This window comes from Pseudomonas sp. KCJK8993 (assembly GCF_046230915.1).
In the GTDB taxonomy this organism is placed as follows: Bacteria; Pseudomonadota; Gammaproteobacteria; order Pseudomonadales; family Pseudomonadaceae; genus Aquipseudomonas; species Aquipseudomonas piscis.
Genome location: NZ_JBJJLO010000001.1, coordinates 69,497 through 83,472 on the forward strand (window position 1 = coordinate 69,497; position 13,976 = coordinate 83,472).

At 61.4% G+C, this 13,976-nt stretch carries 16 protein-coding genes; 14 read left to right on the top strand and 2 right to left on the bottom strand.

Annotation, left to right across the window (positions count from 1 at the left end; genetic code table 11):
- The first annotated feature begins 83 nt into the window (after positions 1-83).
- Complete coding sequence (gene rpoS, locus ACK6AU_RS00315; RefSeq protein ID WP_031320993.1) at positions 84-1,091, top strand: RNA polymerase sigma factor RpoS; 1,008 nt, start codon at positions 84-86, stop codon at positions 1,089-1,091.
- Positions 1,092-1,606: 515 nt separating this feature from the next.
- On the opposite strand, the gene fdxA is transcribed toward rpoS, so the two are convergent.
- Complete coding sequence (fdxA, locus tag ACK6AU_RS00320; protein WP_185700091.1) at positions 1,607-1,930, bottom strand: ferredoxin FdxA; 324 nt, start codon at positions 1,928-1,930, stop codon at positions 1,607-1,609.
- 143 nt (positions 1,931-2,073) lie between these two features.
- Positions 2,074-4,653 (bottom strand): DNA mismatch repair protein MutS, encoded by a 2,580-nt coding sequence (gene mutS, locus ACK6AU_RS00325; RefSeq protein ID WP_409297145.1) that lies wholly within the window; start codon positions 4,651-4,653, stop codon positions 2,074-2,076.
- 188 nt (positions 4,654-4,841) lie between these two features.
- Between mutS and ACK6AU_RS00330 the strand changes: the two genes are divergently transcribed.
- The 13 genes from ACK6AU_RS00330 to ACK6AU_RS00390 all read left to right on the top strand — a co-directional run bounded on the left by ACK6AU_RS00330 (position 4,842) and on the right by ACK6AU_RS00390 (position 13,893).
- The gene (locus ACK6AU_RS00330; protein ID WP_185700093.1) at positions 4,842-5,585 is read left to right on the top strand and encodes an XRE family transcriptional regulator; all 744 of its coding nucleotides are present in this window, start codon (positions 4,842-4,844) and stop codon (positions 5,583-5,585) included.
- Positions 5,586-6,106: 521 nt separating this feature from the next.
- Positions 6,107-6,457, top strand: coding sequence for a phage holin family protein (locus ACK6AU_RS00335; RefSeq protein WP_022642604.1), 351 nt, complete (start codon positions 6,107-6,109; stop codon positions 6,455-6,457).
- A gap of 185 nt (positions 6,458-6,642) precedes the next feature.
- The gene (locus tag ACK6AU_RS00340) at positions 6,643-7,164 is read left to right on the top strand and encodes a hypothetical protein (RefSeq protein ID WP_409297148.1); all 522 of its coding nucleotides are present in this window, start codon (positions 6,643-6,645) and stop codon (positions 7,162-7,164) included.
- Complete coding sequence (locus ACK6AU_RS00345; protein WP_409297150.1) at positions 7,161-7,751, top strand: phage baseplate assembly protein V; 591 nt, start codon at positions 7,161-7,163, stop codon at positions 7,749-7,751. The genes ACK6AU_RS00340 and ACK6AU_RS00345 overlap by 4 nt, the downstream gene beginning before the upstream one ends.
- 43 nt (positions 7,752-7,794) lie before the next feature.
- Positions 7,795-7,980: a hypothetical protein gene (locus ACK6AU_RS00350; protein WP_409297152.1), complete on the top strand. Its 186-nt coding sequence runs from the start codon at positions 7,795-7,797 to the stop codon at positions 7,978-7,980.
- A 4-nt stretch (positions 7,981-7,984) separates the two neighbouring features.
- Positions 7,985-8,311, top strand: a complete 327-nt coding sequence (locus tag ACK6AU_RS00355; protein WP_409297154.1) for a GPW/gp25 family protein — start codon at positions 7,985-7,987, stop codon at positions 8,309-8,311.
- Positions 8,308-9,189 (top strand): baseplate J/gp47 family protein, encoded by an 882-nt coding sequence (locus tag ACK6AU_RS00360; protein WP_409297156.1) that lies wholly within the window; start codon positions 8,308-8,310, stop codon positions 9,187-9,189. The genes ACK6AU_RS00355 and ACK6AU_RS00360 overlap by 4 nt, the downstream gene beginning before the upstream one ends.
- Before the next feature lies 1 nt (position 9,190).
- Complete coding sequence (locus ACK6AU_RS00365) at positions 9,191-9,796, top strand: phage tail protein I (RefSeq protein ID WP_409297158.1); 606 nt, start codon at positions 9,191-9,193, stop codon at positions 9,794-9,796.
- Positions 9,793-11,322, top strand: a complete 1,530-nt coding sequence (locus ACK6AU_RS00370; protein WP_409297160.1) for a phage tail protein — start codon at positions 9,793-9,795, stop codon at positions 11,320-11,322. Before ACK6AU_RS00365 ends, ACK6AU_RS00370 begins: the two co-directional genes overlap by 4 nt.
- A gap of 9 nt (positions 11,323-11,331) precedes the next feature.
- Positions 11,332-11,787, top strand: coding sequence for a phage tail assembly chaperone (locus ACK6AU_RS00375; RefSeq protein ID WP_409297162.1), 456 nt, complete (start codon positions 11,332-11,334; stop codon positions 11,785-11,787).
- Between the two features lie 99 nt (positions 11,788-11,886).
- Positions 11,887-13,053: a phage tail sheath subtilisin-like domain-containing protein gene (locus ACK6AU_RS00380; RefSeq protein WP_409297164.1), complete on the top strand. Its 1,167-nt coding sequence runs from the start codon at positions 11,887-11,889 to the stop codon at positions 13,051-13,053.
- Positions 13,054-13,065: 12 nt separating this feature from the next.
- Complete coding sequence (locus tag ACK6AU_RS00385) at positions 13,066-13,575, top strand: phage major tail tube protein (RefSeq protein ID WP_022643387.1); 510 nt, start codon at positions 13,066-13,068, stop codon at positions 13,573-13,575.
- A gap of 12 nt (positions 13,576-13,587) precedes the next feature.
- Positions 13,588-13,893 (top strand): phage tail assembly protein, encoded by a 306-nt coding sequence (locus tag ACK6AU_RS00390; protein WP_085599338.1) that lies wholly within the window; start codon positions 13,588-13,590, stop codon positions 13,891-13,893.
- Positions 13,894-13,976 lie beyond the last annotated feature (83 nt).

Genomic DNA, 13,976 nt, shown 5'->3' on the forward strand with positions numbered 1-13,976 from the left:
ACGTAGAGGGAACAGGTTCCAGTGTTGCCAGGGATATAGGCGACGCTCGAGCCTGAGGTCGAACTCACCAAAGGACTATAACAATGGCTCTCAGTAAAGAAGTGCCGGAGTTTGACATCGACGATGAAGTTCTCCTGATGGAGAGCGGAATCGATATGGATTCGATGTCGAATAATGAGGGGGCAACTCCACCTTCCGTTCGCACCAAATCCAAAAGCTCCGCTGCGATCAAGCAACACAAATATATTGACTACACCCGCGCGCTCGATGCGACGCAGTTGTACCTCAATGAAATCGGTTTTTCTCCATTGCTCTCTCCCGAAGAGGAAGTGCACTTTGCGCGTCTATCGCAAAGTGGCGACCCGGCTGGGCGTAAACGCATGATTGAAAGCAACTTGCGGCTGGTGGTGAAAATCGCCCGGCGCTATGTCAATCGTGGGTTATCGCTGCTGGACCTGATCGAAGAGGGCAACCTCGGCCTGATCCGAGCGGTGGAAAAATTCGATCCCGAACGTGGTTTCCGTTTCTCGACCTACGCTACCTGGTGGATTCGCCAGACCATCGAGCGTGCGATCATGAATCAGACCCGGACCATCCGGTTGCCGATCCATGTGGTCAAGGAACTCAACGTCTACTTGCGCGCCGCCCGCGAGCTGACGCAGAAACTCGATCATGAACCCTCTCCCGAGGAAATCGCCAACCTGCTCGAGAAGCCGGTGGCGGAAGTCAAACGCATGCTCGGCCTGAACGAGCGCGTTTCTTCGGTGGACGTCTCGCTGGGCCCGGATTCGGACAAGACCCTGCTGGACACCCTGACCGACGAGCGTCCGACGGATCCTTGTGAACTGTTGCAGGACGACGACCTTTCGCAAAGCATCGATCAATGGCTTTCCGAGCTGACCGAAAAACAGCGTGAAGTGGTTGTACGCCGGTTTGGCCTGCGAGGGCACGAGAGCAGCACCCTGGAAGACGTTGGCCTGGAAATTGGCCTGACCCGTGAGCGGGTGCGGCAGATCCAGGTTGAGGGCCTCAAGCGCCTGCGGGAGATCCTCGAGAAGAACGGTTTGTCCAGTGAGTCGCTGTTTCAGTAGCCTCTGAACCGGCTGACAAGAAGCCCCGACTGGTTCGGGGCTTTTTCATGGGCGGTATGAAAGCGTGTTGCCAGACGCTAGGGGGAAGAAACGGAAGTGTTCTTAATCGCCATGTAAGCCAAAGATTACTTTTTCGTAATCTATTGGTTTTTTGTCACTTCTGAGTTGTCTAGATAAGCTTGAGGTGTTTTTTATCTTATTGATTTAAAAAGATTTTTTATTTCGTGTTGAACTACTTTGACAGGATTTCCCGCTGATAGTGCGATTGCCGTTATCTGGGAAGTCTCTAATATCAACCCTGTGTCGACGGATAGACACAGCCATCAAGGATGATGGTCAGGACATCGCAAGAAGCGATTCATCAGGATGATGACAAGGAACACAGGGACTAGGGAAAAAATGTGGGCGGGTCATACCGCCCCTTTTTTTTGCCTGTCAAAAAGCACAGTCGCCAATCCCTGGCCCCAGAAACGCAAAAGGCCCGCAAGGGGCCTTTTCAAGGAACGCAGAAAATATCAGCGTTCGAGATCCTTGATCTTGCCTTTGACGCCATCCCACTTTTCGGCATCGGGCAACGAATCTTTCTTTTCAGTGATGTTCGGCCAGATCTCTGCCAGCTCGACGTTCAGCTGAATGAATTCTTGCATCTCGTCCGGGACTTCATCCTCGGAGAAAATGGCTACAGCGGGGCATTCAGGCTCGCACAGCGCGCAATCGATGCACTCATCCGGGTGAATTACCAGGAAGTTCGGCCCTTCGTAAAAGCAGTCCACCGGGCAGACTTCTACGCAGTCGGTGTACTTGCACTTGATGCAGTTGTCGGTGACGACGAAGGTCATTTCTAATTTTCTCCTCAGGCGGCGGCAGCGGAGCCCCTACAGGATTGGGGTCGCCAGGTTTGGGAGCGATAGTCTGTGAACCAGGCTAATAGTCCACAGCATCCCAAACCGCGCGAGATTCTAACAGCTTGAAGTCGTTCGCGTTAGATGCGTGTCTTCAATGTGTAAAGCATTTCCAGTGCCCGACGAGGAGTCATGTCGTCCAGTTCCAGCTTGGCTAGTTCATCCAATACAGGATGCGGAAGGCTGGCGAACAGGTCGCTCTGCTGTGGAACCGAGATTTTTCCCGGTGCCGGTTTTGCTGGTTCATGGGGCAGGCTGGTGGTTTCCAGGCGGCTCAAATGTTCCCGTGCGCGGACGATCACATCGCTCGGAACCCCGGCCAGCTGGGCTACGGCCAGGCCATAGCTCTGGCTGGCAGGTCCGGGCAGGACGTGGTGCAGGAAGACGATCCGTTCATTGTGCTCAGTGGCATTGAGGTGCACGTTGGCCACCAGCGGTTCGCTTTCCGGCAGCACCGTCAGTTCGAAGTAGTGGGTGGCGAACAGGGTATAGGCCCGCAGGTGGGCGAGACGTTCTGCCGCAGCCCAGGCCAGGGAAAGACCGTCGAAAGTGCTGGTACCACGCCCCACTTCGTCCATCAGGACCAGGCTGCGCTCGGTGGCGTTGTGCAGGATATTCGCGGTTTCGCTCATTTCCACCATGAAGGTCGAGCGCCCGCCGGCCAGGTCGTCGCTGGAGCCGATCCGGGTGAAGATCCGGTCCACCAGGGACAATTCGCAGCTGGCCGCCGGCACGAAGCTGCCGATATGGGCCAGCAGCACGATCAGCGCGGTTTGCCGCATGTAGGTGGACTTACCGCCCATGTTCGGACCGGTGATCACCAGCATCCGCGTGCTGTCGTCCAGGCTCAGGTCATTGGCCACGAACGGTGTGGTCAGCACCTGCTCCACCACTGGGTGACGGCCCTGGGTGATGCGCATGCACGGTTCGCTGACGAAGCGTGGGCAATTGAGGTCCAGGTTCAGGGCGCGTTCGGCCAGGTTGCTCAGCACGTCCAGTTCGGCCAGGGCTCCGGCGGTGTCCTGCAGGGGAGGCAAGTGGCTGATCAGGGTTTCCAGCAGGGCGTCGTAGAGCATCTTCTCGCGCGCCAGGGCGCGGCTCTTGGCCGACAGCGCCTTGTCTTCGAAAGCCTTGAGCTCGGGCGTGATGAAGCGCTCGGCCCCCTTGAGGGTCTGGCGCCGGATGTAATCCGCCGGTGCTTGTTCGGCCTGCTTGCTCGGCAGTTCGATGAAGTAGCCATGGATGCGGTTGTAGCCGACCTTAAGGTTGGACAGGCCGGTCCGGGCTTTTTCCCGCGCTTCCAGGTCGATCAGGAACTGACCGGCGTTCTCGCTCAGCGATTGCAACTCGTCCAGTTCGGCGTCGTAGCCGGTCTTGAGCACACCGCCATCGCGGATGACCGCTGGCGGGTTGTCGATGATGGCTTTCTCCAGCAGCGCCGCCAGTTCCGGATAGGTAGCGGTGGTGATCGCCAGCTGCTTGAGGTGGGGCGCTTCCAGCTCGGTCATCGCCACTTGCAGTTCAGGCAGTGCCGCCAGGGCGTCCCGCAGGCGCGCCAGGTCCCGTGGCCGGGCGTTGCGCAAGCCGATTCGCGCCAGGATCCGCTCGATATCGCCGATTTCCTTCAACTGCGGTTGCAGGCGTTCGAAGCGGTAGCCGTCGAGCAGGCAGGTAATGGAAGACTGGCGTGCTTCCAGGACCTTCAGGTCACGCAACGGCCGGTTCAGCCAGCGGGTCAGCAGGCGGCTGCCCATGGCGGTCTGGCAGCGATCGACCACCGATTGCAGGGTATTGTCGCGCCCGCCCGCCAGGTTGGTGTCCAGCTCCAGGTTGCGGCGACTGGCACCGTCCAGCACCACGGTATCGTCCAGGCGTTCGTGGCGCAGGCTGCGCAAATGGGGCAGGGCGGTGCGCTGGGTTTCCTTGGCATAGCTGAGCAGGCAGCCCGCGGCGCCGATGGCCAGGGTCAGGGTTTCGCAGCCGAAACCCTTGAGGTCCTGGGTGGAGAACTGTTGGCACAGGCTCTTGTGCGCCGAGTCGCGCTCGAAGTCCCAGGGCGCCCGGCGTCTTACGCCACGGCGTTTTTCCGCTGGCAGCCCCTGCGGCCAATTATCCGGGATCAGCAACTCAACCGGATTGATACGCTCCAGCTCGGCCAGCAGGTTCTCCCAGCCCTTGATCTCCAGGACGCTGAAATTGCCGCTGGTGATATCCAGCACCGCCAGGCCGAACAGACGCTCGTCGCCCAGTACCGCACCGATCAGGTTGTCCCGGCGCTCGTCCAGCAACGCTTCGTCACTGACCGTACCGGGCGTGATGATCCGCACTACCTGGCGTTCCACCGGGCCCTTGCTGGTGGCCGGGTCGCCCACTTGCTCGCAGATCACCACCGACTCGCCCAGCTTGACCAGCTTGGCCAGGTAGCCCTCGGCGGCATGGTAGGGAATGCCGCACATGGGAATCGCCTGGCCTGCCGACTGGCCACGTGCAGTGAGGGTGATGTCCAGCAGCTTGGCGGCCTTCTTCGCGTCCTCATAGAAGATCTCGTAGAAGTCGCCCATGCGATAGAACATCAGCTGGTCGGGGTGTTGGTTCTTGAGCCGCCAGTACTGCTGCATCATCGGCGTGTGAGAAGACAGATCGGAGGTATTTTTACTCATTGATATATATAGACGGATTCGTTGAATGGCTGATGCAAAGGGGCGCACGGGCCCGGCTTCTGGCTGATGGGCGCAAGGTTACCACGGGTGCCGGCGGCCTCGCAGGCGCCAGGGACAAGCCCGGGCGGCGGAATAAATGCATTGAATATGCGAAACAGCATTTGTCATCCCGATAAAGTTCGAGCAATATGCGCTTTATGCAAATACGCAACGTTTCTACCGTCTTAAGAGAGCTGCTGGATCGCGATGGAATCTCCCCCACGGAGCTTCACCGTCGCACCGGCGTGCCTCAATCCACTCTCTCGCGGATTCTCAGCGGGAAGATCGTCGATCCTTCGGACAAGCATATTTCCAAGATCGCCGAGTACTTCCAGGTGAGCACCGACCAACTGCGCGGGCGCGTGGGTATCGCCCCGGCCCGCAGTGCTGTGCGCGACGAGATTCATTCGGAACTCAAGGACATAAGCCTGTGGGACGACGACACCCCCGTCGATGACGACGAGGTGTCGGTTCCCTTTCTGCGTGAGGTTGAATTGGCTGCTGGATCAGGAAGATTCGTCATCGAGGAGAGCGAGCGCGCCAGCCTGCGCTTCGGCAAGCGCAGCCTGCGGCACAACGGCGTGCAGTTCGACCAGGCCAAGTGCGTCACGGTGCGCGGCAACAGCATGTTGCCGGTACTGCGCGACGGCGCCACGGTCGGGGTCAATGCCGGCAAGTGCGCCATTGGCGATATCGTCGATGGCGACCTGTACGCCATCAATCACAATGGCCAGCTGCGGGTGAAGCAGTTGTACCGCCTGCCCACCGGTATCCGCCTGCGCAGCTTCAACCGCGATGAGCATCCTGACGAGGACTACAGCTTCCAGGACATCCAGGAAGAGCAGATCAGCATCCTCGGTCACGTTTTCTGGTGGGGCATGTACGCCCGCTAGCCCGTCACCCTTGAACCAAGCCCGCCCCTGAGCGGGCTTTTTTTTGTCCCGCAAAACCCCTTCATCCCCAATGCCTATGCGGCCTCCATGCATGGCAGCAAAAAATGCGCATAAATAAATGCATTTGCGCATTGACTGCATATGCATGAGTGCATAATATTCGCCTCAAGCCGTTCGAAAACGGCTGCAACAACGCTCTTTAGTGGCACAAGCAAAAGGCAGCGATGAACCGGCCTCGACGGTTCAGAGGGTTGGCAACTGACCCGGGTGTGCAGCGTAAAGCACCAGAAGCAGTTATCCGGCGGACAGGGGTCGCGGTCGGAGGAACAATTTGAATGGGTCCGTACCGCGCCAGTAGCGCCGAAAGACCAAGGATTGCATTACTGAAAAGCCCGGGCGACCGGGCTTTTTGGAATGCCTGCCTAACGTGGGCCGCCAATGGACAGGGACCCCTTGAATCATCGTTTCGAGTTTTCATCAACCGGCCGCTTCTTTGGCCCCAATCCACACGGGAGACCTGAATGACAAACGAGCAACAAGCGTTGCTGGATATGCCGATCTGGATGGTCATCGTCCTGGCGCTGCTGGGTGGCGTGTCCGGTGAAATGTGGCGTGCCGACAAGGAGGGCGCCCGTGGCTGGGCACTGCTGCGACGCCTGGTGCTGCGTTCTGGAGCCTGTGTGATCTGTGGTGTCTCGGCGATCATGCTGTTGTATGCCGCCGGCGTTTCGATCTGGACCGCCTGCGCCTTCGGTTGCCTGACCGCCATGGCCGGCGCCGACGTCGCCATCGGCCTCTACGAGCGCTGGGCGGCCAAGCGCATCGGTGTGTGCGAGGTGCCCGAGCGTGACTCGCACTCCGATCGATCCTGAACGGCCTTTCATCAACCCCATTTGCACCTGCCGGCAAGCTCGGGCGGGGGCACCTTGCCTGTGCCCGGCCGGTGGAGCGCTGGCCGGCGCTTTTCATGCGTCTTGATCGACAGTGGTACCAGCGCGCCGGCCAACGGGCCAGGGCCTCGCCGGTATCGCCGTCGGCCCGATTCCAGGACTGGATAATGAGCGAACTGACGATATTGCACGACGCTATCGCCGCCACGATCAAGGCGTCGATGCCCGCTGTCCAGGCGGTGCAGGCGTTCCCCGAGGCACCCGATGGCCTGGCCAGGCCGGCCATCGTCTTTGCCATCACCGCCATGGACCCAGACGCTGATCCGGGCGATGGCCGTAGCGGCGTGAAGGCCACGTTCGAGGCCAGCATGCTGGTGGACGCCAACCTGCCAGGGGCAGCGTTGCAGGCGGTCGAACTGGCGGCGCAAATGGCCGACCTGCTGCATTGCCAGCACTGGAACCTCGATTTTGTCGAGGGCACCACCAGCGTGCGGGCCAAGCCCGCCGACGCCACCAACGAGTCGTGGCGCAAGAAGGCCTGGACCGTGCAATGGCAGCAGTTGGTGTACCTCGGCCAGGAACAGTGGCCCTGGGACAACCAGGGGCCGGGATCGCTACTGCTTGGCTTCAGCCCTGACACCGGGCCCGGCCAGGAAGATGGCTACTTCTCCCCGGAGCAACTGGCATGAGCTTTGTCGCCGCGACCCATGACCGCATGCTCGCTGGCCTGATCATTCCCTGCAGCGTGGTCGGGGTCGACCTGGCCGCCGCCATGGTGCGGGTGTCCGATGGCGCCGGCTGGACCAGCGCCTGGGTGCGCTGGCACAGCCAGGCCGCCGGCAAGGCCCGGCACTGGCGAGCGCCGAGCCTGGGCGAGCAGGGGGCCTTGATCAGCCCCAGCGGCGAGCCGGCCCAGGGCACCTTCGTCCCGGGGCTGTATGGCAACGCCGGGACCCAGCCGGACAACCGCGACCACGTCGAGGTCTGGCGCTTCGACGACGGCGGCTCGCTGGTCTACGACTGGCAGGCCAAGAGCTACAGCATCAGCCTGCCCAGCGGCACCGTGACCATCCAGGTGGCCGGCAGCTCGGCGGTGATCACCGATAGCGCGATCACGGCTAAGGCCGACACCATCAGCCTGACCGGGCAGATCACCTTGAACGGTGATGTGCAGATCAACGGCGCCAGCTTGCAGCACAACGGAGTGAACGTCGGTTCCACCCATACCCATCCGGGCGTGATGCCCGGCGGTGGCTCGACTGCCGCGCCGCAATGACCACCCGCCCGCCACCGCGGGCTTTTTTATGCCTGGAGCAACCATGAGCAGCAAGAAAAAGAACACCGGCCCGGTCGTGTTCCGCGACACAGCCTACACCTCCCGCGTCCTGGTCCTGCGCGATGGGCGGATGCTGAACGTCGCCAACGGCCAGGTCGCGGTCGAGGCCAGTGACAACCTCGCCCGGGATTACCTGGGCCAGCACCCGGATCTGCACGCGCAGGAGTGACGCGATGATCGGAATGGATCGCCGCACCGGCCAGTCGTTGTCGGGCATCGCCCATGTGCGCCAGTCCATCGAGGACATCCTGGGCACGCCCCTGGGCAGCCGGCGCATGCGCCCGGAATACGGCAGCAACCTGCGGCGCTTCGTCGACTTGCCGGTGACCGGTGGCTGGAAAAGCGCCGTGCAGGCCGAAGTGGCCCGGGCGCTGTTGCGCTGGGAGCCGCGGCTGAAGCTGGAGCAGGTGCAGGTGGTTTCGCTGGTGGCGGGCCAGATCACCTTTCAACTGACGGGCCAATACCTGGGCAATAGTGCGATTTTGGAGGTGACGGCATGAGCACCCTGGATTTATCGGCGCTACCGGCGCCACAGGTGCTGGAAGCCCTGGATTTCGAAGCGCTGTACCAAGACAAGCTGGCGACCTTCCGCCAGCACATGGGCGGCAACTGGAGCGCCGCCCTGGAGAGCGACCCGGTGGTCAAGCTGCTGGAACTGGCGGCCTACCGCGACCTGCAATTGCGGGCCCGGGTGAACGATGCGGCCAAGGCCCTGCTGCTGGCCCACGCCCAGGGCAGCGACCTCGACCAGCTGGCGGCCAACGTCAAGCTCAAGCGCCTGGTCATCCGTCCGGCCGACCCGCAAGCGCTGCCGCCCACGCCGGAGGTCAAGGAGAGTGACGACGCCCTGCGCGAACGCATCCAGCTGGCCTACGAAGGCCTGACCACCGCCGGGCCGCGCAACAGCTACATCCTGCATGCCCGCAACGCTTCGGCCCTGGTGGCCGATGCCGCGGCCCAGAGCCCGTCGCCGGCCTGCGTCACCGTCACCGTGCTGGGGCTGGAGGGCGACGGCAGTGTCGCTCCCGAACTACTGGCGACGGTGGCCGCCGCCCTCAATGACGAGGACGTGCGGCCCCTGGGCGATCGGGTCACGGTACAGAGCGCCCAGGTGCTGCCCTATCGCATCGAGGCGGTGCTGCACATGAAAGGCCCCGGGCCGGAAAGTGATGCTGCGCTGGCCGAGGCCCGACGCAGGCTGGCGGCCTGGATCAATCCGCGCCGGCGCCTCGGGCTGGAAGTGCCGCGCTCGGCCATCGATGCCCAGTTGCACGTCGCCGGGGTCTCCCGAGTCGACCTGGCCAACTGGCAGGACATCGCCCCGACCCCGGCCCAGGCAGCCTACTGCACCGGCTACAGCATCACGCTGGGAGGCTGACATGAGCAGCCTGCTGCCGATCAACGCCACCCCGCTGGAGCGCGCCCTGGCCGCCGCCAGTACCGGCGATACCGCCGTCGTCCTGCGCACCTTGTACAACCCCGACACCTGCCCGGCGCACCTGCTCTCGCAACTGGCCTGGGCCTGGTCCGTGGATCGCTGGGACCCGACCTGGTCCGAGACGGTCAAGCGCAACGCCATCAAGGCCTCGTTCTTCATCCATGCCCGCAAGGGCACCATCGGTGCGCTGCGCCGGGTGGTGGAACCTCTGGGTTACCTGATCGAGATCATCGAGTGGTTCGACACCGTGCCCAAGGGAGTGCCCGGAACCTTTGCCTTGAAGGTTGGCGTTCTCGATACCGGGATCACCGAGGCGATGTACCGCGAGCTGGAGCGCCTGATCGATGACGCCAAGCCTGTGACTCGGCATTTGACCGGTTTGGCGATCAGCCTCGAAACCCAGGGCTCTTTAAATATCGGCGTCGCGCAGTGTGACGGCGATGAGATCGACGTTTATCCCCCAGTGCAGCGTGACATCGAGGTCAGCGGCTTTATCGGCCTGGGTGGCCGTGAACACAATATCGACACCATGGACATCTACCCATGACAGACCAGAACAGCCAGTTTTACGCGATCCTTACCGCCGTAGGCAAAGCCAAGCAAGCCAACGCTGATGCCCTGGGCGTGCCTTGGACCTTCGCCCAGATGGGCGTGGGTGATGCCAACAACACCGAACCGATGCCGAACGAGCAGCAGACCCAACTGATCAACGAGCGCCGGCGGGCACCGCTGAATCAGCTGAAGGTTGACCCGAACAACCCCAACATCATCATCGCCGAGCAGGTCATTCCTGAAAGCGTCGGCGGCTGGTGGATTCGTGAGATTGGCCTGTACGACACCGCCGGCGACCTGGTGGCCGTTGCCAACTGCGCACCCAGCTTCAAGCCCCTGCTGTCTCAGGGCTCCGGCCGCACCCAGGTCGTGCGTATGAACCTGATCGTCAGCAACACGGCCAACGTCGAGCTCAAGATCGACCCGAGCATTGTCTTGGCGACCCGATCCTACGTTGACGCGAAGGTATTGGAGGAGATCCACAAGCTCGACAGCAAGCAGTCGGTACGGGCTGCCACTACCGCCAACATCGTCCTGACCGGGCTGCAAAGCGTGGATGGGGTGTCATTGGTAGCGGGCGACCGGGTTCTAGTGAAGAACCAGGCCGCAGCCAAAGACAATGGCCTATACAGCGCAGCAGCGGGGGCCTGGACGCGCACCGCAGACGCGGATACCAGCGCGAAGGTAACCTCGGCTTTGATCGTATCCGTGGAGCAAGGCGCCATCCTGGCCGACACCCGCTGGCAGTTGATCACCGACGGCACAATCATCCTGGGCACGACGGCGCTGGACTTTCAGAGCGTGACAGAGGGTTTTGCACCGCTTAACTCCCCGAACTTTCAAGGCGAGCCGAAGGCACCCACACCGGTGCAGTTCGCCAACGGTAAAGGAGTAGCAACGACTGAGTTTGTGCAGCGCGCCATTGGTGGATTCGGTCGGGCTTTCGGCTATGGCACGGCGGGGCAGGTGATCCAACCGTCGCAAGTCAATGCTCATATCAATGTGTTCGGAGCCTGTAACACCTTGGCCCTACCGCTGCTGAGCAGTGTGCCGGTTGGATCGGTAGTCAACATTGGTGCATCGTCTTTGTCGTGTTCGATTCTGCGCCAGGGCGCTGACACTATCTTTCTGAACAGCTCGCTCGCTCCGGCTTCAAGCATCTCAGTGAACGATGGTGAATCGGTAATGCTTGTTAGCAATGGATCGCAATGGATCGCTTCAGGTGTAGCGATGCTGAAATACGCAGCCACCTTTGCCTCGGTTTTAGGGTTGGAATGGGCGAGCCAGAAACTCCCTGGCTTATCAATAAAAACAGGTTTCATAAATTCAACATCTACGGCGGCAAATATCCCGCTCACATTTCCGATTTCATTCCCAACACACTGCGTTGCCTTAATCATGAATGGCTGGGTATCTTGTCCGGCGGCATTTACTCACACGGCGCGGGATCGATCGGGCGCAATAGTTTCAAAAGGTAGTAATACAAACTATCAGTTCGACTACATCGCTATCGGGTACTAAGGGGCCGCTATGTATTACTGTCGTATCAATGATACTCGTGGGGGCTTTTTTGATTCTAAGGACCACGGCGAATTCGGAAGCCCTGGCTGCACCATTCCGAAGGGTGCAAAGAAAATCACGAATGCTCAGCACGCCGAGTTACTGGCTGCCCAAGATAATGGAAAGTTGATCGTTCCTGATGCAGATGGGTATCCGATAGCCATAGAACCGACGAAGCTAAGTGATGAAGAGTTGGCTGTTATCGAGCGAGCCTGGCGGGATGCACAACTTGCCGCAACTGACGCCATTATCATGCGACACCGCGACGAACTGGAAGACGGCGCTGCTACCACCCTGACCGCCGACCAGTACAGCCAGCTCCAAGCCTACCGCCGTGCTCTACGCGCCTGGCCCGAGTCCGGCGAATTTCCGCTGAGTCAACATCGACCACCGGCTCCCGAGTGGCTATCCGGCCTGCTCGCCTAAACGCCCCGCCATCCGGGGCGTTTTCATATCCGCGCCTTAGCGCACCGTCTTCTCTTCCAGCCCCGCCACCCGGGGCTTTTTCATGTCTGGAGCTTATCCATGAGTGGTTTTTTCCACGGCGTCACCGTCACCAACGTGGACACCGGCGCACGCACCATCGCGCTGCCCACGTCCTCGATCATCGGCCTGGTGGATACCTTCACCGAGGGCCCGGGTGTCAGCGCCAAGGCCAACGACCTGCTGCTGATCACCAGCGAGCGCGAAGCCATTGCGGCCTGGGGCCCGAATGCCGCGATCACCAAGGCCTGCCAGGCCATCTACCAACGGGCCAAGGCGGTGATCGTCGCCTGTGGCGTGACCAAGGTCGAGGATGCCGAGCAGCAGGCTTCGGCGATCATCGGCGGGGTCCTGGCCAGCGGCAAGCGCACGGGCTTGCAGGCGCTGCTGGACGGCAAGAGCCGTTTCAACGCCCAGCCGCGTCTGCTGGTGGCGCCCAAACACAGTGCTACCCAGGCAGTCGGCACGGCCCTGGTGGCCCTGGGCGACAAGCTGCGCGGCCTGGCCATCATCGACGGGCCCAGTACCACCGACGAGGCGGCCATGGAGTACGCCAAGAACTTTGGCGCCAAGCGCGCCTACCTGGTCGATCCTGGGGTTCAGTATTGGGATGGCCAGGCCAGCGCCACCGTCGATGCGCCGGCCTCGGCCTGGGTCGCTGGTCTGTTCGCCTGGACCGATAGCGAGTACGGCTTCTGGGCCTCGCCTTCTAACAAGGAGTTCGTCGGGGTCACCGGTACCTCCCGGGCCATCGAATTCCTGGACGGCGACGAGAGCTGCCGCGCCAACCTGCTGAACAACGCCAACATCACCACCATCATTCGTGATGCCGGCTTCCGCCTGTGGGGCAACCGCACGCTGTCCAGCGATCCGAAATGGGCGTTCGTCACCCGCGTGCGGACCATGGACATCGTCATGGACGCCATCCTCTACGGCCACAAGTGGGCAGTGGACCGCTCCATCACCGCCACCTACGTCAAGGACGTCACCGAGGGCCTACAGGCCTTCATGCGCGACCTGAAGAACCAGGGCGCGATCATCAACTTCGAGGTCTATGCCGACCCCGAGTTGAACACCGCCAGCCAGCTGGAGCAGGGCAAGGTGTACTGGAACATCCGCTTTACCGACGTACCCCCCGCCGAGAACCCGAATTTCCGGGTCGAGGTTACCAACCAATGGCTGACCGAAGTCCTCGATAAAACCGCTTAAGGAGCCGCAGCAATGGCAATGATTCCCGAAACCCTGGCGAACATGAACCTGTTCGTCGATGGCATCAGCTTTCAAGGCGACGTGCCGAGCCTGACCCTGCCCAAGCTCACCCTCAAGACCGAGGAACACCGGGTCGGCGGCATGGACCTGCCCATCGAGCTGGACATGGGCATGGAGAAGCAAGAGGCCGGCTTCACCACCACCGGTGTGCGCCGCGAATCCCTCAAGCTGTTCGGCCTGACCGACAGCAGCGCCTTCAACGGCGTGTTCCGTGGCGCCTTCAAGGGCCTCAAGGGCAAGACCACCCCGGTGATCGTGACCCTGCGCGGCCTGCTCAAGGAAGTCGACATGGGCGACTGGAAGTCCGGCGACAAGGCCGAGATCAAGCACAACGTCGCCGTGAGCTACTACAAGCTGGAAGTCGACGGGCGCCTGATCTACGAGATCGATGCCCTGGGCATGAAACGCGTGATCAACGGTGTCGACCAGCTCGCCGCCCAACGTTCGGCCCTGGGCCTGTAAGGAACTTCCTCGATGTCTGACGCAATCAATGGCACGCCGTCCTGGATGGTGTTGAGCCCCGAGAACGTGGTGATCAGCCTCAGCAAGGCGGTGTCGATGAACGGCGTGCAGTGCGACAAGCTCACTCTGCGCGCGCCTACCGTGCGTGATATCCGCGCTGCCAACAGCGCGGCGGCTGGCGATGACGAACAGCGCGAGCTGATGCTGTTCGCCAGCCTGGCCGAGGTCGGCAGCAAGGACCTGGAGGGCCTGACCCTCAAGGACTACCAACGCCTGCAGGCCGGTTATTTTCGCCTGGTGCAAGACGACGAGCTTTGACCCGGCAGTGATGAAGGTGGCGGCGAAGCGGCTCGCTCGCGAGCTGCATTTTTGCGCTGAGGAAATCATGACCATGCGCTATT

What these genes read in the sequence shown, in the direction of transcription:
- rpoS (WP_031320993.1), top strand. Translation starts at nt 84, where the DNA reads ATGGCTCTCAGTAAAGAAGTGCCGGAGTTTGACATCGACGATGAAGTT.
- fdxA (WP_185700091.1), bottom strand. Translation starts at nt 1,930, where the DNA reads ATGACCTTCGTCGTCACCGACAACTGCATCAAGTGCAAGTACACCGAC.
- mutS (WP_409297145.1), bottom strand. Translation starts at nt 4,653, where the DNA reads ATGAGTAAAAATACCTCCGATCTGTCTTCTCACACGCCGATGATGCAG.
- ACK6AU_RS00330 (WP_185700093.1), top strand. Translation starts at nt 4,842, where the DNA reads ATGCGCTTTATGCAAATACGCAACGTTTCTACCGTCTTAAGAGAGCTG.
- ACK6AU_RS00335 (WP_022642604.1), top strand. Translation starts at nt 6,107, where the DNA reads ATGACAAACGAGCAACAAGCGTTGCTGGATATGCCGATCTGGATGGTC.
- ACK6AU_RS00340 (WP_409297148.1), top strand. Translation starts at nt 6,643, where the DNA reads ATGAGCGAACTGACGATATTGCACGACGCTATCGCCGCCACGATCAAG.
- ACK6AU_RS00345 (WP_409297150.1), top strand. Translation starts at nt 7,161, where the DNA reads ATGAGCTTTGTCGCCGCGACCCATGACCGCATGCTCGCTGGCCTGATC.
- ACK6AU_RS00350 (WP_409297152.1), top strand. Translation starts at nt 7,795, where the DNA reads ATGAGCAGCAAGAAAAAGAACACCGGCCCGGTCGTGTTCCGCGACACA.
- ACK6AU_RS00355 (WP_409297154.1), top strand. Translation starts at nt 7,985, where the DNA reads ATGATCGGAATGGATCGCCGCACCGGCCAGTCGTTGTCGGGCATCGCC.
- ACK6AU_RS00360 (WP_409297156.1), top strand. Translation starts at nt 8,308, where the DNA reads ATGAGCACCCTGGATTTATCGGCGCTACCGGCGCCACAGGTGCTGGAA.
- ACK6AU_RS00365 (WP_409297158.1), top strand. Translation starts at nt 9,191, where the DNA reads ATGAGCAGCCTGCTGCCGATCAACGCCACCCCGCTGGAGCGCGCCCTG.
- ACK6AU_RS00370 (WP_409297160.1), top strand. Translation starts at nt 9,793, where the DNA reads ATGACAGACCAGAACAGCCAGTTTTACGCGATCCTTACCGCCGTAGGC.
- ACK6AU_RS00375 (WP_409297162.1), top strand. Translation starts at nt 11,332, where the DNA reads ATGTATTACTGTCGTATCAATGATACTCGTGGGGGCTTTTTTGATTCT.
- ACK6AU_RS00380 (WP_409297164.1), top strand. Translation starts at nt 11,887, where the DNA reads ATGAGTGGTTTTTTCCACGGCGTCACCGTCACCAACGTGGACACCGGC.
- ACK6AU_RS00385 (WP_022643387.1), top strand. Translation starts at nt 13,066, where the DNA reads ATGGCAATGATTCCCGAAACCCTGGCGAACATGAACCTGTTCGTCGAT.
- ACK6AU_RS00390 (WP_085599338.1), top strand. Translation starts at nt 13,588, where the DNA reads ATGTCTGACGCAATCAATGGCACGCCGTCCTGGATGGTGTTGAGCCCC.